The organism is Shewanella sp. SM74 (genome assembly GCF_025653725.1).
Classification (GTDB): domain Bacteria; phylum Pseudomonadota; class Gammaproteobacteria; order Enterobacterales; family Shewanellaceae; genus Shewanella; species Shewanella oncorhynchi.
On sequence record NZ_JAKKRZ010000001.1, the window covers coordinates 318,174 to 336,016 of the forward strand.

17 protein-coding genes are annotated in these 17,843 nt (G+C 47.5%); 13 read left to right on the plus strand and 4 right to left on the minus strand.

Going from position 1 to position 17,843, the window contains the following annotated elements; translation table 11 throughout:
- Positions 1-227 precede the first annotated feature (227 nt).
- The gene (locus tag L5M49_RS01395; protein WP_028759808.1) at positions 228-503 is read left to right on the plus strand and encodes an acylphosphatase; all 276 of its coding nucleotides are present in this window, start codon (positions 228-230) and stop codon (positions 501-503) included.
- A gap of 48 nt (positions 504-551) precedes the next feature.
- Here the strand turns inward: L5M49_RS01395 and L5M49_RS01400 are convergent, their stop codons facing one another.
- The 3 genes from L5M49_RS01400 to L5M49_RS01410 form a co-directional block, all read right to left on the minus strand.
- A complete protein-coding gene (locus L5M49_RS01400) occupies positions 552-1,553 on the minus strand; it encodes a peptidoglycan binding protein CsiV (protein ID WP_173244633.1) in 1,002 nt (333 codons plus the stop codon).
- Positions 1,553-5,038, minus strand: coding sequence for a transcription-repair coupling factor (mfd, locus tag L5M49_RS01405; protein ID WP_263212749.1), 3,486 nt, complete (start codon positions 5,036-5,038; stop codon positions 1,553-1,555). Before mfd ends, L5M49_RS01400 begins: the two co-directional genes overlap by 1 nt.
- An 85-nt stretch (positions 5,039-5,123) precedes the next feature.
- Entirely contained in the window at positions 5,124-5,765 is a 642-nt protein-coding gene (locus tag L5M49_RS01410) for a hypothetical protein (RefSeq protein ID WP_263265313.1), read from the minus strand.
- 94 nt (positions 5,766-5,859) lie between these two features.
- Between L5M49_RS01410 and L5M49_RS01415 the strand changes: the two genes are divergently transcribed.
- The 3 genes from L5M49_RS01415 to lolE all read left to right on the plus strand — a co-directional run bounded on the left by L5M49_RS01415 (position 5,860) and on the right by lolE (position 9,169).
- Positions 5,860-7,092 (plus strand): lipoprotein-releasing ABC transporter permease subunit, encoded by a 1,233-nt coding sequence (locus L5M49_RS01415; protein WP_263265314.1) that lies wholly within the window; start codon positions 5,860-5,862, stop codon positions 7,090-7,092.
- A gap of 134 nt (positions 7,093-7,226) precedes the next feature.
- Entirely contained in the window at positions 7,227-7,922 is a 696-nt protein-coding gene (lolD, locus tag L5M49_RS01420; protein ID WP_028759813.1) for a lipoprotein-releasing ABC transporter ATP-binding protein LolD, read from the plus strand.
- Positions 7,919-9,169, plus strand: coding sequence for a lipoprotein-releasing ABC transporter permease subunit LolE (lolE, locus tag L5M49_RS01425; protein ID WP_105252620.1), 1,251 nt, complete (start codon positions 7,919-7,921; stop codon positions 9,167-9,169). The genes lolD and lolE overlap by 4 nt, the downstream gene beginning before the upstream one ends.
- A 270-nt stretch (positions 9,170-9,439) precedes the next feature.
- Here lolE and suhB read toward each other — a convergent pair whose 3' ends face one another.
- The gene (gene suhB / locus L5M49_RS01430) at positions 9,440-10,243 is read right to left on the minus strand and encodes an inositol-1-monophosphatase (protein WP_028759815.1); all 804 of its coding nucleotides are present in this window, start codon (positions 10,241-10,243) and stop codon (positions 9,440-9,442) included.
- Between the two features lie 153 nt (positions 10,244-10,396).
- Between suhB and trmJ the strand changes: the two genes are divergently transcribed.
- The 9 genes from trmJ to fdx all read left to right on the plus strand — a co-directional run bounded on the left by trmJ (position 10,397) and on the right by fdx (position 17,711).
- Entirely contained in the window at positions 10,397-11,125 is a 729-nt protein-coding gene (gene trmJ / locus L5M49_RS01435) for a tRNA (cytosine(32)/uridine(32)-2'-O)-methyltransferase TrmJ (RefSeq protein WP_263255051.1), read from the plus strand.
- Between the two features lie 40 nt (positions 11,126-11,165).
- The gene (gene cysE, locus L5M49_RS01440) at positions 11,166-11,987 is read left to right on the plus strand and encodes a serine O-acetyltransferase (RefSeq protein ID WP_263265315.1); all 822 of its coding nucleotides are present in this window, start codon (positions 11,166-11,168) and stop codon (positions 11,985-11,987) included.
- A 390-nt stretch (positions 11,988-12,377) separates the two neighbouring features.
- A complete protein-coding gene (gene iscR, locus L5M49_RS01445; protein ID WP_006081858.1) occupies positions 12,378-12,839 on the plus strand; it encodes a Fe-S cluster assembly transcriptional regulator IscR in 462 nt (153 codons plus the stop codon).
- Between the two features lie 80 nt (positions 12,840-12,919).
- Complete coding sequence (locus tag L5M49_RS01450) at positions 12,920-14,134, plus strand: IscS subfamily cysteine desulfurase (RefSeq protein WP_113940595.1); 1,215 nt, start codon at positions 12,920-12,922, stop codon at positions 14,132-14,134.
- A gap of 37 nt (positions 14,135-14,171) precedes the next feature.
- Positions 14,172-14,555, plus strand: a complete 384-nt coding sequence (gene iscU / locus L5M49_RS01455; protein ID WP_006081856.1) for a Fe-S cluster assembly scaffold IscU — start codon at positions 14,172-14,174, stop codon at positions 14,553-14,555.
- A gap of 14 nt (positions 14,556-14,569) precedes the next feature.
- Positions 14,570-14,893, plus strand: a complete 324-nt coding sequence (gene iscA, locus L5M49_RS01460) for an iron-sulfur cluster assembly protein IscA (RefSeq protein ID WP_006081855.1) — start codon at positions 14,570-14,572, stop codon at positions 14,891-14,893.
- 16 nt (positions 14,894-14,909) lie between these two features.
- Positions 14,910-15,434 (plus strand): co-chaperone HscB, encoded by a 525-nt coding sequence (gene hscB / locus L5M49_RS01465; protein WP_263265316.1) that lies wholly within the window; start codon positions 14,910-14,912, stop codon positions 15,432-15,434.
- 67 nt (positions 15,435-15,501) lie between these two features.
- Positions 15,502-17,364, plus strand: a complete 1,863-nt coding sequence (gene hscA, locus L5M49_RS01470; RefSeq protein ID WP_263265317.1) for a Fe-S protein assembly chaperone HscA — start codon at positions 15,502-15,504, stop codon at positions 17,362-17,364.
- Between the two features lie 8 nt (positions 17,365-17,372).
- The gene (fdx, locus tag L5M49_RS01475; protein WP_006081852.1) at positions 17,373-17,711 is read left to right on the plus strand and encodes an ISC system 2Fe-2S type ferredoxin; all 339 of its coding nucleotides are present in this window, start codon (positions 17,373-17,375) and stop codon (positions 17,709-17,711) included.
- Positions 17,712-17,843 lie beyond the last annotated feature (132 nt).

The window sequence follows — 17,843 nt, forward strand, 5'->3', positions numbered from 1 at the left end:
TTGTAACAAAATGATACAGAGTTGCTGTTTTATTTGTCCATTTATTGGATATCCCTTTGCGTATGTCGCCCGACACAGCTAGCAGCAGTCTTGTTAGCTGTTTTTTTTGCCTAAATTTAAATATTGTTTGTTTTTTGTTCTACAAATCCATAGGTTAACACTTAGCCTTTGGATAATTGCGGCTATGCTTATTTCTATAACAAGGTTCCGTGAAAAAGGAGCGTGAGATGAAGCGAGTATTAATTAATTTGACGGGAAAAGTGCAAGGTGTTGGTTGCCGTCATGCGACCTTGACTAAGGCCAGAGCCCTTGGTGTGACAGGATATGTAACCAATTGCCGCGATGGCAGTGTTGAAGTACTCGCCCAAGGCAGTGACATTGCCGTTAATGCTTTAATTGCTTGGTGCGAAGTAGGTGTGCCTTGTACCGAGGGATTAACCGTAACGGTAGGAGAAGACGAGGCTGATGATATCTACCTCGATTTCTCCATCGTTCAGTCTTAATTTAAACGTACCGTGTTAGCTTAAGAATTGTGCGGGTTGTGCGTTTGTTCAGTATTGGCCAACAGTCTGTATTGATTCGGCATTCTGATTATTTTGCATTGCACTGGGTTGCGCCATCTTGCGGATTTGGATCACCATGCCCATTTCGGGATGATCTAAATAATGGATTTCTTCACTCTTCACGCGGCGGTTTTGCTCCAAAGGCACAGACATTAAAAATGGTGTCATGACTTTGGGCGCCGTGAGTGTTGCGCTGGTATCGGCCGCATCACTGGGTACGGCTGGCATTAATTTTCTGCCTTCTTTGCGCAAGTGCAATGCGGTTTCAATATACAAATAGTGGCTTAAATAGATATTCAGTGTGCCATCTAATTCCCATACCGGTGATACAGCAGGTGCAAGCATTGGTGTGCCATCGGCATTAGTCATAGGCTCTGCTTGAGCTTGCTTAATGATTTTTCTGCCATCGAAGTGATAAGTACCTGAGAAATCTTTACCCGCAAATAAGCGTATGGGTACTGAGCCACTCTTACCACGCATAGGTTGTTGCCAAGCCATGTGCAGTAAACTGCGCGTACCACGTTCGCGGGAAATACTATTGATAATGCTCGCGAACTGACTTTGGCTGCGGGTTAACAATACTGGGTTGCCATTGGCTGTAGGATAACTGATCTGTGCGCTGCTGATTTCTGATGGGATCACCGGCGGGTAACGATATTCCACACTCGCAGGCGCGGCAGGCATAGGTTCTGACGTCGAGGTACCGTTTAAGGTTTCAGCGCAGTGGCTATTTGCATCGGCATCAAATACCAGTGTGCAAGGCGCAGATGCGCTGGGTATCGGCGTGATTGCTTGCGCGATAGCTGGGGAGATTAAGTCTATTGCGTTATCGGTTTTCGTCTTGTTCGGCGCATCAGGCCATTGTTCACTTGACTGACTTTGGCGTTCAAACACATAGACTTCAACTTCGAACCAAGCTTCTGCTTGGACGACCTGACTGTGTGATAGTGCAATGAGTGTAGCGATAGAGACCGCGAGTTTACGTAACACTATTTATCTCCAAGACGATGTTGCGATAATTGTTCTAGCAAGAGTTTCACTAAAGCGAGCCTGTCTTTACTGGTTTCGGCTGCAAGGCTGAACTTTAACTTATTCGGTCCTTCCATTCGATAGATTTGTGGCTGGCTTTGGAGTAATCCAATAATAAACACAGGATCTATGACATGATCATCACTAAATTCGATGCTGCCACCTTTACTGTGCACTTCTATTTTAGTCGCACCTAAGCGAGTTGCCTCATGTTTATAGAGGGTCATTTCCATTAAGTTGCGCGTCGGTTCAGGTAATAAGCCAAAACGGTCGATCAATTCGACTTTTAACTCATCCAGCGCCGCCTGTGTTTCGCACCCTGCGATGCGTTTATAGAGCGACAGACGAATATTTACGTCGCTCACATAGGCTTCAGGCAGAAGGGCGGGGATACGCAGTTCAATTTCGCATTGCTGATTGAGCATTTGCGCCAGTGACGGTTCTTTGCCTTGTTTTAAGGCTTTTACTGCCGCTTCGAGCATTTCCATGTATAAGCTAAAACCAATTTTCGAAATATGGCCACTCTGTTCATCGCCCAAGAGTTCACCTGCGCCGCGGATCTCTAAATCTTGGGTCGCCAGCATAAAGCCCGCCCCGAGATCTTCAAGAGCATCAATGGCTTCTAAACGTTTGCGTGCATCTGGGGTCATACGTTTGGGATGCGGCGTCATCAAATAGGCATAGGCCTGATGGTGCGAACGCCCGACGCGGCCACGTAATTGGTGTAACTGCGCCAGACCAAAGGTGTCGGCGCGCTCAATAATAATGGTGTTGGCACTCGGAACGTCGATACCGGTTTCGATAATAGTGGTACAGACTAACACGTTGAATCTTTGATGGTAAAAGTCTGACATTACCCGTTCTAGATCGCGCTCACGCATTTGACCGTGGGCAACAACGACTCGCGCTTCAGGCAATAAATCGATAATGCCTTGGGCACATTTCTCAATACTTTCAACATTATTGTGCAGGTAATACACTTGGCCGCCACGGAGAATTTCCCGCAAAATGGCTTCGCGCACAGTCGCGGGATCTGATTCCCGTACAAAGGTTTTCACTGCTAAACGTTTGGCGGGCGGGGTGGCGATAATCGATAAATCGCGCATGCCCGACATGGCCATGTTTAAGGTGCGCGGAATAGGCGTTGCGGTCAGGGTTAAGATATCCACGTTGGCGCGCAGCGCCTTGATTTTCTCTTTCTGACGCACACCGAATCTGTGTTCTTCGTCGATAATCAACAGGCCTAAGTTTTCAAACTTGGCCTCAGATTGCAGTAACTTGTGGGTACCGATAACAATATCGACTTTGCCTTCTTCCAATTGCTGCAGCACTTGAGTCTGCTCTTTGGCGGTACGAAAGCGTGACATCACTTCAGTGACCACGGGCCAGTCGGCAAATCTGTCTTTGAAGTTTTCATAGTGTTGCTGGGCAAGCAATGTGGTCGGAACTAGCACGACCACTTGTTTGCCAGCGTTGACGGCCACAAAGGCGGCGCGCATGGCGACTTCGGTTTTACCAAAGCCCACATCGCCACAGACTAATCTGTCCATTGCGGTGGGCGATTGCATATCGGCTAACACGGCGATGATGGCGCTTTCTTGATCGACGGTTTCTTCGAAGGGGAAGCCGCGGGCGAATTGAGCGTATTCTTCTTCATCAATTGCGCAGCTTTCGCCGGGACGCGCTTGGCGACGGGCATAGACATCGAGCAGCTCGGCCGCAACATCGCGGATTTTTTCAATCGCCTTTTTCTTGGCTTTAGCCCACGTCTCGTTGCCGAGTTTATTTAAGTGGGCGTCTTCATCGGCGCCAACACTGTAACGGCTGATGAGATGCAATGAAGACACTGGCACATACAGTTTGTCACCGCCAGCGTATTCTAATTGCAAGTATTCTGCGACCAGTCCACCCGTATCTAGGGTGACTAAGCCCCTATAAAGTGCAACGCCGTGTTCTAAATGTACTATGGGCTGGCCAACTTTGAGTTCGGCCAAGTTTTTAATCAGGGCATCATTACTGATCTGACGCTGTTTTTCACGGCGACGTTGCTGGGAAATACGATGGCCGAAGAGTTCAGTCTCACAAATGATACTGACACTTTCTTTGGCGCTGATCTGCAGCAAACAACCGCGTGACAGCGGCGACACGATAAGGCCTAACTTGGCATCACTTTGAATAAATTCATCAAAATGGTTAAACAGCGTAGGTTTTAACTGAATTTTAGCGAGCAATTCAAGCAGCGCTTCGCGGCGACCCTCGGACTCAGCGCTAAACAACATGCGTTTGGCGCTGCTGGCATAATCTTGCAGCGCTAGCAGCGGTTGCTTTAATTTATGATTGGCGCTGATGTCGGGCAGGGGGCTGGCGGCAATAACAACCGCTTTCGTTGTTTCAGTGCCATCTGTTGGCACTTGCATTTGATAACGTGGCAGCGGTTTAAAGGCGGCAAATAACTCTTCTATGAGTAAATACAGCTCTTTAGGCGCCAGTAATGGCCGCAGCGGATCAACGCGTCTGTCTTGATAGCGATGCTCGACTTCTTGCAGATGGGCGCGCGCCGACTTTTCGATATCGCCTAAGGTGACGAGTTGAGTGTCCTTGGGTAAGTAATCGAATAGGGTGGCGGTGTCATCAAAAAATAGCGGCAGGTAGTTTTCGATCCCCGCCGGCATCAAGTTACGGCTCACTAGCTGATAAACCGATTCCGGCTCTTTGACTATGACCTCGAAACGGCGGCGGTATCTTTGCCTAAAACCTTCGATGGCCGAACTGTCGGTTGGGAATTCCTTCGCGGGCAATAGGCGAATCGAGTCGACAGGTTGCAATGAGCGTTGGGTTTCTGGATCAAAATGGCGAATGGTTTCCACTTCTTCATCGAATAGCTCGATGCGCAGTGGCATATTCATCCCCGTTGGGAAGATATCCAGAATCGATCCGCGAATGGCAAACTCACCATGTTCATACACTTGCTCCACCGAATGGTAGCCAGTGTCGGTTAAATGCTGGCGTACATCGTGTAACTTGTAGCTATCCCCCTTTTTGAGCACAAACACGTTGGCGCTTAAATAGGCCTTAGGTGGCAGGCGTATCATCAAGGTGGTGACGGGCACGATAACGATATTTTGCTCAATCTGAGACAGCTGTGATAGCGTTTCGAGTCGCTGGGAAATTAAATCCTGATGGGGCGAAAAACTGTCGTAGGGCAAGGTTTCGCGGTCAGGGAATAATCTGACCTTAATGCCTGTTTTACTGAGCAAATAACTTAGCTCTAACTCTAAGCTTAAGGCGCTTGGCGTGTCACTGGTGACGACTAAGGTCGTTCCCTTATGTTGACGCGCTAAATTGGCGAGTGTAACAGCTTGGCAAACCCCGCCCACGGTGGACAGAGTCTGAATTTGAGTGCCATTTTTGACGGCTGGCGGCGTTAGGGCAGATATGTGAGTCATTGGCGTGCGATAAACTGATTCATTCACAAAGAGTTGCAGACATTGTAGAGACTTGATGGCGTAGGTGCCAGAGAAAAGTCAGCGGCTATTGACGCTCATCTCTGGCGAGTTTGCGTAACTTGAGTTGTTTCTGTTGCACATTGAGGCTGGCTTTGACTAATTGCTCCACGTCAGATTCAAGAATTTGACTGAATTCAAAGTCGGTTTGCCATTGTAGATGTTCAGGTTGAGTATGTTGCTCTGTACTGGCATTACGACTCATATCGCCTTCGGCTTGTGCTATTTTTTGTGCTTGAGTGGCGATGACTTTGCCAAAACAGAGAATGGCAACTAATTCGTCGTGAATAAACAGAGTAATTTTATAGTGGGAGCCAATGTCTAAGGCTGTTGGGGTGAGTAATCTCAGGCCACTGCCACCAAATTGGTTACCAAAGCATTTTTCGCCTTCTTGGGTTTCTTTTTCTAATACATGTTGCAGCACTAGATCTACTTTGCGGGATTGCAGCTTTAAAAAATCCACGACAACTTTTGCCTCGTTATCTAAATGGCGCAGCTGTAGCAAGCAGTTAGCTTCGAGTGTTTTGACTTCGCTGAGCAGTTGAATGCCTAATGATTGCATTGATCTCAGAGCCATTTCTGAGGGTAATGGCTGGGAATTCGGCCATTGGCTTAGGTAGGCGGTAAAGTGGTGAGGCACACTAAAATACGGATTGGTGTCAGTGAACAAGGCTTGCCTCTTTATTTATAGGACCAATACACCTATTATCGTGCCCATCTTCATGATTTAGCAAGTTCAGCACACAGGACGCAACCCTCTTTCAATGAATCCAGGATTCCCTTTCTATATTGGTTACCGTTATTGGCGGGCCAAAAAAGCGAACGCGTTTGCGTCGTTCATTACCTTATTTGCCGTTTCGGGCATTTTTTTAGGCGTTGCAGCCTTGATCGTTGTCAGTTCAGTGATGAATGGCCTTGAAGGCCAACTTAAGCAACGTATTTTAGGTGCAGTGCCACAATTAACCCTTTATAGCGAAGCGCCGTTAGTCGATTGGACAAAGCAGGCGAGTGCGCTTAAAGCCTTACCGGGTGTGTTAGGCGTTACACCGAGCGTGTCGACGCAGGCCATGGTGCAATCTGCGTCGAATATTCGCGCTGTGCAGGTTTATGGGGTGTTTCCCGAATTAGCGCAAAAGTTATCCTCCGTTGCGCAGCACACTTACTCAGGTGCATTTGAACAGTTGGCGAGTGGCGACTTCAAGGTGATTTTAGGATCTGAGCTCGCACGGCAACTCAAAGTCGCTCCCGGTGATACGGTACGATTATTGAGTGGCGATGGTGTGGTGTACTCCCCATTAGGCCCAGTGCCGAGTCAACGTAAGTTCTTGGTATCTGGCATTTTTGAAATGGGCTCTCAGGTTGATGCTGGCGTTGCATATATCCATTATCAAGATGCAAAGCGTCTAATGCGTCAACCGAGTGAGGCAATTGATCAGCTTAGACTCTATTTAACCGATCCCTTTAGCGCGCCCGCTTTAGCGTCTAAAGTGCAGGATGTTCTCGCTAAACAAGATATTAAGGTAACAACCAGCGATTGGCGTGATACCTATGGTCACTTGTTTGGTGCGGTAAAAATGGAAAAGAACATGATGTCACTGTTGCTGAGCCTGATTGTGGCCGTGGCCGCATTCAATATTGTTTCGGCGCTAGTGATGATGGTGGTCGATAAAACCACGGATGTGGCAGTGCTAAAAACCCAAGGCGTAACCACGCCCGCCGTGATGGGCATTTTTGTGGTGCAGGGGTCGCTCAATGCTGTACTTGGTTTAGTGCTTGGGCTCGCGGTAGGTATACTTATCACTTTGAATCTGAATGGCATTATGACGACCTTAGGCATTTCGATTTTAGGTGCGGGACAGAGTTTGCCAGTAAAACTGGAGTTGATGCAGTTGTCAGTGATCGTGATAGGCACACTATTGGTCACCTTGTTGGCGACCTTATATCCCGCGCTGCGTGCGGCCAGAGTGCAACCCGCAACTGCGCTGAGATACGAGTAAACCCGTGAGCTTTTATGAATAGTCGTCACCCATGGGTATTCATCCGTGAGTGATGCTTGCCAAGATGAAAATAATTTAATGCATTGATTTAATGAAATAAATTGATGCCAAAGCATGTTTAAGAGAGAACTTCAATGCAAGACGTGTTACTGCAAGTGCAGAGTGTCAGTAAGAGTTACCATGATGGCGCCGTGACCACGCAAGTGTTGTCTAATGTCGATTTGCAGGTGTTTAAGGGCGAGCAGTTGGCGATTGTCGGCAGCTCAGGCTCAGGTAAGAGCACACTGCTGCATATTATGGGAACTTTGGATGAGCCAACCGCGGGCAAAGTCTTGTTGCTAGGCGAAGATTTATACCAAGTGTCTAGTGCGCGTCAAGCGCAGATCCGCAATCAAGATCTCGGCTTTATCTATCAATTCCATCATTTATTGCCTGAATTCACTGCCCTAGAAAACGTCGCTATGCCGGCATTTATTCAAGGTAAAGATCGTAAACAAGCGCTCGCCGATGCCAAAGTCTTATTGGAGCGGGTTGGGCTAGGCCATCGCATGACTCACATTCCCGCTGAACTATCGGGCGGCGAGCGTCAGCGTGTCGCTATCGCAAGGGCGTTGATTAATAAACCTAAGTTAGTGCTGGCCGATGAACCTACGGGTAATTTAGATGCTAACAGTGGCGATGCGGTTTATGAGTTGATCCGAGAGCTGGCCGATCAGTTAGGTACGGCGTTTGTGGTGGTGACTCATGATCATAAATTGGCTGCCCGTATGGACCGCCAACTGATGATGAAAAACGGTTACTTGCAATTAGCGGCGGAAACCCAAGTATGAAAGGACCGTTAGCCCTATCCATTGGTTGGCGTTTTTATCGCGCCCGCCAATCCAACAGTTTTATTAGTTTTATTTCCTTTGCATCGACTGCCGGTATCGCTTTAGGTGTGGCGGTATTGATCATAGTTCTGTCTGCAATGAATGGTTTTGAGCGCGAGCTAGAGCAAAGATTACTGGGTGTAGTGCCGCAGGCGGACATTGTCGGGGTGGACGAACCTATCGTCAATTGGCAGAGTGTTGCGCAAGGTGCACTACAAATTGAAGGTATTCGTGGTGCTGCCCCCTTTATTCGCATGCAAGGTTTAGTGCAGAAGCCTGGTGGTTTTCAAGGCTTAGCCGTGGTGGGGATTGATCCGAAAGAAGAAACGAAGGTTTCAACTTTGTCACAGTTTATGAGTGATGCAAGCTGGCAGAGTCTGAGCCAAGATGAGAATCATATCGTCCTTGGCGAGAGTTTATTGACTAAGTTGGGGCTTGAGGTGGGTGATACGCTGGCCTTATATGTGCAGGATATCGATCCCGACGCGGCAGGCAGTTTACGTGCGGCGAAGAGCCATCGTTTTGTGGTGTCAGGCACCTATCATCTGGGCGGCGAGCTTGAACTGACAACCGCTTATATTCCATTGCAATACGCGGCGCAGATCTTGAACATGAATAACGGTGTAACGGGTGTGCGTATTAGCGTCGATAAAGTGTTTGATGCACCAGTAAAAGTGCGCGAACTCGGTTATGCGCAAAAGCAGTCTGTGTATATCAGTGACTGGACACGTACCCAAGGGCATTTATATCAAGATATTCAGTTAGTTCGCACTGTGATGTATTTAGTTCTAGTGTTGGTGATTGGTGTGGCCTGTTTTAACATCGTCTCCACCTTAGTGATGGCGGTGCGGGATAAAGCGTCCGAAATTGCGATTTTGATGACCATGGGCCTGAGTCGTTTGGCTGTGATGGGGATTTTCATGGTGCAGGGCGCGTTAAATGGTCTGCTTGGCTGTGGTCTTGGCGGCATTATTGGCATTAGTGTGGCGCTGAATTTAAGTGCGATTGCGAGCTCAGTTGAGCAGTTACTCGGTATTCAACTGCTCTCGGCCGATGTTTACTTTGTCGATTTTTTACCGTCTGAGTTGCATGTTTCGGATGCAGTACTGGTGATTGTGATGGCGTTTGTGATGAGTTTAATCGCGACTTTGTATCCCGCTTGGAAGGCGAGCCAAATTGCACCAGCACAAGCGTTAGCGGGTAGATAACTGGATAAGTGGTTGTTCGTCCTGTTAGCCGATTTGGGCTGAAATCAGTGCAGATGTTTTCAGGACACTCCTTTCTTCCCAATGACTATTGCTTAATTACTATTTCTAAATACGATATTGTGGCGACTGAGGACTTGATGACTCGAGTACTTAAGGCTTTAGAATGAAAGCCACATAAACAAAAAGGCCAGTGGGCGCTCTTAAAGAGATTACCACTGGCCTTTTTTGTATCTGTTTTATGCGTTTATTTAAACTAAGCGTTAATTTCGATTAACGCTTCAAGCCTTCGTTCAATAATGGACGCATGATCTTCACTAATTCTGTGGTCACCTTAGGTGAGCCAGCAACGATGTTGCCCGAAACCAAATAGTTATGGTTGCCAGTAAAATCAGTCACTGTACCGCCTGCTTCGCGGCAAATCAGATCGCCAGCAGCGATGTCCCATGGCTTTAAGCCGATTTCAAAGAAACCGTCCAAACGACCCGCGGCAACATAGGCTAAATCTAATGCTGCAGAACCTGCGCGACGTAAGTCAGCACATTGGCCGAAGACTTCGCCGAAAATAGCCATGTAAGTTTCAGTGTGTTGACGCGCCTTGAATGGGAAGCCAGTGCCAATCATGGTAGGTGCTAATTCATTCACGTTGGTAACACGCAGACGGAAATCATTGAGTTTTGCGCCTTTACCACGGACAGCGGTAAAGAGTTCTTCACGGACAGGATCGTAAACAACGGCAACTTCAGTCTTGCCTTTGTATTGCAGAGCGATAGAAACCGCGAAGTGGGGAATGCCTCTAACAAAGTTGTTAGTGCCATCCAGAGGGTCGACTATCCAAACATAGTCTTTATTCTCACCGCGGTTTTCGCCTTTCTCTTCACCCACGATAGTGTGATCAGGGTAAGATTTACGAATTTGGTAAGTAATTGTCGCTTCTGCTTCCTTGTCTACACTGGTAACAAAATCGTTGATACCTTTTGAACTGACTTCGATACGGTCAAGTTCAGTATAGGCGCGCATAATAGTTTGGCCGGCCGCGCGGGCAGCGCGTACAGCAATCGTCAGCATCGGATGCATTGCAATCCCCTGGATGTTAAAGAACGTTAAAATAGCGGGCGGTATTATACTCGATTTGATAGTTATATCAAATACCGATTTTCATATAAGCATTCGGCAATGGCTGTGATAATATTCGTCCCCAACGTTTTATGAATTAAATTAAGTTGTTTCATGCTAAGTAATATTCGAGTGGTTTTAGTGGGGACTTCGCACCCCGGCAATATTGGTTCTACTGCCAGAGCGATGAAGACTATGGGTCTGTCTACTCTGTATCTTGCAGAGCCCCGGGTTGAGCCCGACGGTCATTCCATAGCATTAGCCGCGGGTGCATCGGATATTCTGAAACATCTTGTGAAAGTGGATTCACTTGCTGAAGCGATTGCCGATTGCAGTCTAGTGATTGCAACCAGCGCGCGCAGTCGCACCTTAGATTGGCCCATGTTAGAGCCAAGACAAGCTGGGGTGAAATTAGCGACCGAGGCACTTAAAGGCCCTGTTGCGATTGTGTTTGGCCGTGAAAACCATGGTTTAAGCAATGAAGAGCTGCAACAGTGCACTTATCATGTGGCTATCCCTGCAAATCCAGAGTACAGCTCGCTTAATCTGGCGCAAGCCGTACAAATCATTTGTTATGAAACCCGCGTTGCCCATCTCTCGCAAAAAGACGTTGCCGAAGAAGAGCTGACTGAGTATCCCTTGGCTGCCGATCAGGAACGTTTTTTCGCACACCTTGAAACAACACTGTTATCCACTGGATTTATCATCAAGAACCATCCTGGACAAGTGATGATGAAACTTCGCCGCTTGTTTAGTCGTGCACGGATTGAGAGTCAGGAAATGAATATCCTCAGGGGTATTTTGACGTCAATTGAGAAAGTGGCGGGTTCTAAAGAAAAATAGCCAAACCTTAATAATTAACACTAATCGCGAAGGATAAACAATGGGCGTGATAGCTAGGCTAAAAGAAGATATTGAATCTATATATCACCGTGATCCTGCGGCGCGTAGCGCGTTTGAGATCTTGGTTAACTATCCAGGCATGCATGCCATTTGGTTGCATCGGATAAGCCATAAGCTATGGAAGCGCGATTGGCGCTTAACGGCACGTTGTTTATCGACGTTTTCCCGTTGGTTGACAGGGGTTGAAATCCATCCTGGGGCAACCATAGGTCATCGATTTTTTATCGACCACGGTATGGGCGTTGTGATTGGTGAAACGGCTGAGATTGGTGATGATTGCACCCTTTATCACGGTGTCACGCTTGGTGGAACCACCTGGCAGGCGGGGAAACGTCACCCGACGTTAGCCAATAACGTGGTGGTGGGCGCAGGGGCAAAAATCCTCGGTCCTATTACCATGCACGATGGTGCGCGTGTGGGTTCGAATTCTGTTGTGGTGAAAGATGTGCCCAAAGATACCACGGTTGTGGGGATTCCTGGGCGCGTGGTGGCTACACCGTCACCGCAATCGAAAGAGAAAACTGAACGCCGCAGCGCGATGGCGAAAAAATACGGCTTCGATGCGTACGCGGTATCACCGGATAATCCCGATCCGGTGGCCAATGCGATAGGGCAGATGCTCGATCACATGCATCTGATGGACTCGAAAGTTCAAGAGTTGTGTCAAGCCATTCAAGGGCTGGGTGGCGATGTCTGCACTGAAAAACTGCCAGAGCTGGATATGGGCGAGTTCAATGATGCCGAAAAAGCGGCGGCGGAAAAACGCCATAGTGCGTTAGAGGAGTTTGATCCGAGTATCTAAGTTTCAAGAAATGGTTCAACGAAATGGTTCAAGAACGGGTTTAACTTAGCGGTTTAACTTGTTTAAGGGCCGACCTTATCAAGGGTCTCGTTTAGCGTTTTACTTTAGCTCATCCTGTTGTAAAGGCGCATACCGCTATCAAACCTGAGTTTGATCGCGCCATAGTACCGTGCTCACTTTTATCCTGGGTTTATATCGTGCTAGATGTCGATTAATTGGCGCTTTAGCATTGAATCTTAGGCCGGAAAAAGGTTAAATACCCCACCCAGATGAAAGGGTATTGGTTATGTGCACACTCATATACTTGAGTGTTTTAGTAGGTTTTAATACTTGACTGAATTACTCGGGTATGTTGAAATAATGCATACCTGTTCGGGAGCTATGGTAGTTATGAAACTTACATCAAAAGGTCGTTATGCAGTAACCGCTATGCTAGATGTGGCAATCCACTCAGCATCGGGACCAGTTCCCTTGGCGGATATCTCTGAAAGACAAGGGATTTCGCTTTCCTATCTGGAACAACTCTTCGCTAAGCTAAGAAAACACGGTTTAGTTGCCAGTGTACGTGGACCGGGCGGTGGTTATCGCTTAGGCCTAGAAGCCAATGATATTTCAGTCGGCATGGTTGTCCATGCTGTAGACGAGTCTGTCGATGCGACTCGTTGCCAAGGACTTGGCAATTGTCAGAGTGGAACTCGCTGCTTAACCCATTCACTTTGGGGCGATTTAAGCAAACAAATTTCCGATTTTTTAGATGGTATCAGTCTTGCCGGCTTGATGCAGAAGCGAGATGTGCAATTTATCTCACTTAAGCAAGACACTATGCAAAAGGAACAAAGAGTCAGTTTATAGCGGCACTTTGTTATATATAAAAATAATTTTTGTACGTTGTATGTAGCCTCTACCAGAGACTGCTCAGTACGGAGTGTGTTATGAAGCTTCCTATCTATTTAGATTATGCCGCCACCACGCCTGTTGATCCTAGAGTCGCGGAAAAGATGTTCCAATGCATGACAATGGACGGCATCTTTGGTAATCCGGCCTCACGTTCACACCGCTACGGCTGGCAAGCCGAAGAAGCGGTGGATATTGCTCGCAACCAAGTTGCCGAGTTAATTAACGCCGATCACCGCGAAATTGTGTTTACCTCTGGCGCGACGGAATCGAACAACTTAGCGATAAAAGGTGTTGCTCATTTCTATCACAAGAAAGGCAAGCACATCATCACCAGTAAGACTGAACATAAAGCAGTTCTCGATACTTGTCGCCAATTAGAGCGTGAAGGTTTCGAAGTGACTTATTTAGAGCCTGCGGCAAACGGCATCATTCCGATGGAACGTTTAGAAGCGGCAATGCGTGACGACACTATCCTTGTCAGCATTATGCACGTTAACAACGAAATCGGTGTGATCCACGATATCGATGCAATCGGTGAACTATGCCGTTCAAAAGGCATCATTTTCCACATGGATGCGGCACAAAGTGCAGGCAAAGTACCTATCGATGTGCAAGCCACGAAAGTGGATTTGATCTCGATTTCTGGCCACAAAATGTATGGCCCTAAAGGTATCGGCGCACTATATGTTCGTCGTAAGCCACGCATTCGCCTAGAAGCGCAAATGCACGGTGGTGGTCATGAGCGTGGCATGCGTAGCGGTACGTTACCAACGCATCAAATCGTAGGTTTAGGTGAAGCTGCTGCAATCGCAAAAGCGGAAATGGCCTCTGATGATGCCCGTATCGGTGCATTACGTGACAAATTATGGAATGGCATCAAGCACATTGAAGAAACCTATATCAATGGTGATGCGATTGAGCGTGTTAGCGGTAGCCTCAACGTCAGCTTCAACTATGTTGAAGGTGAGTCGTTAATGATGGCACTGAAAGATTTAGCTGTTTCATCGGGTTCGGCTTGTACCTCAGCCAGCCTAGAGCCTAGTTACGTATTACGTGCACTTGGCTTAAATGATGAAATGGCACATAGCTCGATTCGTTTCTCAATCGGCCGTTTCACAACCGAAGAAGAAATCGATCACGCTATCGAAGTAATTACTCAATCTATTGATAAATTAAGAGAAATGTCTCCTTTGTGGGAAATGTTTAAAGATGGGATCGACCTGAACCAAGTTCAATGGGCACATCATTAATTCTGACCTTTACAATAGATAATTTTGGAGCAGTACCATGGCTTACAGTGAAAAAGTGATAGATCATTATGAGAATCCACGTAACGTTGGTTCTTTTGATAAAAACGATCCTTCGGTCGTGACCGGTATGGTAGGCGCGCCTGCTTGCGGTGACGTAATGAAACTTCAGTTGAAAATTGGTGCTGATGGCATCATTCAAGACGCTAAGTTCAAAACCTACGGTTGTGGTAGCGCGATTGCGTCTAGCTCACTGGTAACTGAGTGGGTTAAAGGCAAGACTATCGAACAAGCTGCGGCGATCAAAAACACGGATATCGCTGAAGAATTGGCATTGCCACCAGTGAAGATCCACTGTTCAATTTTGGCTGAAGATGCCATTAAAGCTGCTATCGACGAGTACAAATCGAAACAAGCTAAGTAACATCTGGAGTTAAGATGGCGATTACAATGACCCCAGCGGCAGCCGATCGTGTCAGATCTTTCTTAGTCAACCGAGGCAAAGGTGTAGGCCTTCGTCTCGGCTTAAGAACATCAGGCTGTTCTGGTATGGCTTATGTACTTGAGTTCGTTGATTCTTTAAATGATGACGATGAAGTGTTTGATATCGAAGATGTGAAAATCATCATAGATGCCAAGAGCCTTATCTATCTTCAAGGGATCGAGCTGGATTTTGTTAAAGAAGGGCTGAATGAAGGCTTCCAATTTAATAATCCTAACGCAAAAGGTGAGTGTGGTTGTGGTGAGAGTTTCACTGTTTAACCGCTAAAGTTGACGCATGAATTATTTCGAGCTGTTTAAATTTTCCCCTGCCTTCGATATTGATACCGCCTTACTTGCAGAACGCTATCGCGAACTGCAACGGGCGGTTCATCCCGATAAATTTGCCAATGATACTGAACAGCAAAAATTGCTGTCGGTGCAGCGCACGGCGCAAGTCAATGATGGTTTTCAAACCTTAAAAGATCCCATTCGCCGCGCTGAGCATATGTTGTCGCTGCGTGGAATTGAATTAAGCCATGAAACCACGACAGTGAAAGATACCGGCTTCTTGATGCAGCAAATGGAATGGCGCGAGGCGTTAGAAGATATACGCGATAGTGCCGATCCTCAAGCAAGTATTGACGAGCTATATCAATCGTTTGCAGAGTACCGCGCGCAACTCACTCAGCAACTGACTCAACTATTAACCAGTGAGCAGGCTGAAGATGCATTGTTAGCGGCGGATCAAGTTCGCAAACTCAAATTTATGGTAAAATTACACGACGAGTTGACCAGAGTCGAAGACGCTCTGTTAGATTGATTTTCCGTGTTTATGTTACTTTGCTGACTCAAGTACGCTTGAGTTGGCATTACTAAGTTGGATATATATGGCCCTTTTGCAGATAGCTGAGCCCGGTCAAAGTGCCGCGCCGCACCAACATAGACTTGCCGTTGGCATCGATTTAGGTACGACCAATTCTTTGGTGGCGGCCGTTCGAAGTGGAGAGACGGCAACCCTGCCGGACGAACTTGGACAGCATTCATTACCTTCTATCGTGCGTTATACCCAAGATTCAGTCGAAGTCGGCGCACTTGCGGCGTTGAGTTCGGCGCAGGATCCGCAAAACACGATCGTTTCGGTAAAGCGTTTTATGGGCCGCAGCCTAGCGGATATTCAAGCTGGCGAGCAATCATTACCCTACGAGTTTGCCGAAAGCGAAAACGGTTTACCTTTATTTGTGACTCCCCAAGGCCAAGTGAATCCCGTGCAAGTATCTGCGGAGATTTTACGTCCGCTGATCGCCCGCGCTGAAAAAACCTTAGGCGGCGAACTGCAAGGCGTGGTGATCACTGTGCCTGCGTATTTCGATGATGCCCAGCGCCAAGGCACAAAAGATGCCGCAGCTTTGCTGGGTGTTAAAGTGCTACGTTTGTTGAATGAACCGACTGCTGCTGCGATTGCCTATGGTTTAGATTCTAAGCAAGAGGGTGTGATTGCCATCTATGATTTAGGCGGCGGCACTTTTGATATTTCTATTTTGCGTTTGAATCGCGGTGTATTCGAAGTACTTGCCACGGGTGGTGATTCAGCGCTTGGCGGTGATGATTTCGATCATTTATTGCAAGCACATATGCAGCAAGTGTGGCAGCTTAGCGACATCGACTCACAATTAAGTCGTCAGTTGCTGATTGAATCGCGTCGAGTTAAAGAAGCCTTAACTGATGCAGCAGAAACTGAAGCGAAAGTGATCCTTGCCGATGGTACTGAACTGACGCAAATCGTTACTAAAGCTGAATTTGATGCCATGATTGCGGCATTGGTGAAAAAGACGATTGCCAGCTGTCGCCGTACCCTGCGTGATGCGGGCGTCACGACGGATGAAGTGCTTGAAACTGTGATGGTTGGCGGTTCAACGCGCGTGCCATTAGTGCGTGAACAGGTCGAAGCTTTCTTCGGTAAACCACCCCTGACATCTATCGATCCCGATCGTGTTGTCGCCATTGGTGCGGCCATTCAAGCCGACATTTTAGTGGGCAACAAACCTGAATCGGATTTGTTATTGCTCGACGTGATCCCTTTGTCATTAGGCATAGAAACCATGGGCGGCTTAGTGGAAAAAGTGGTGTCGCGTAATACCACGATTCCGGTTGCGCGAGCACAGGAATTTACCACCTTTAAAGATGGTCAAACGGCCATGGCATTCCATGTGGTGCAGGGCGAGCGTGAGCTGGTTGACGATTGTCGCTCACTGGCGCGTTTTACTTTAAAAGGTATTCCGCCGTTAGCCGCTGGCGCTGCGCACATTCGGGTGACATTCCAAGTGGATGCCGATGGTTTACTCAGCGTGACAGCGATGGAGAAATCCACCGGCGTGCAGTCAAGTATTCAAGTTAAGCCATCATTTGGTTTATCGGATACTGAAATTGCCACTATGCTGAAAGATTCGATGAAGTATGCCAAAGACGATATCGGTCGTCGTATGCTGGCCGAGCAGCAAGTGGAGGCGGCGAGGGTACTCGAGTCTTTACATGCCGCGTTAGCGAAGGATGGCGATTTGCTGAATGCCGATGAGCGTGCTCAGATCGATGCTACTATGGCCAATGTGGCGCAAGTTGCCGCGGGCGATGATGCCGATGCGATTAAGCTCGCGATTGAAAAACTGGATGAGCAAACCCAAGATTTTGCTGCCAGACGTATGGACAATTCTATTCGAGTGGCATTTAAAGGCCAGTCGATCGACAACATATAGGTGATGTAATGCCCCAATTAGTCTTTCTTCCCCATGCCGAGTTGTGCCCTGATGGCGCTGTGCTTGAGGCGAATGTTGGTGAGACCATTCTCGATGTTGCACTGCGTAATGGCATCAATATCGAGCATGCCTGTGAAAAGTCCTGTGCTTGCACGACGTGTCACTGTATCGTGCGTGAAGGCTTTAATGATCTTGAGCCAAGTGATGAGCTAGAAGATGACATGTTAGACAAAGCATGGGGACTCGAGCCCGAAAGCCGTCTATCTTGTCAGGCTAAAGTGGTCGACACTGACATGGTGATTGAGATCCCTAAATACACGGTTAACATGGTTAGCGAAGGCAATTAATATTGCTTCGATAATGATTAAAACCAGTCCACGTGACTGGTTTTTTGCTTTTGGCGTTGAGCATTTGTGCAACTAATCTTGTCTATGCCTCTAGTTGTTTGATTTATCCTTGCGCAGGCGTATTATGCGCTC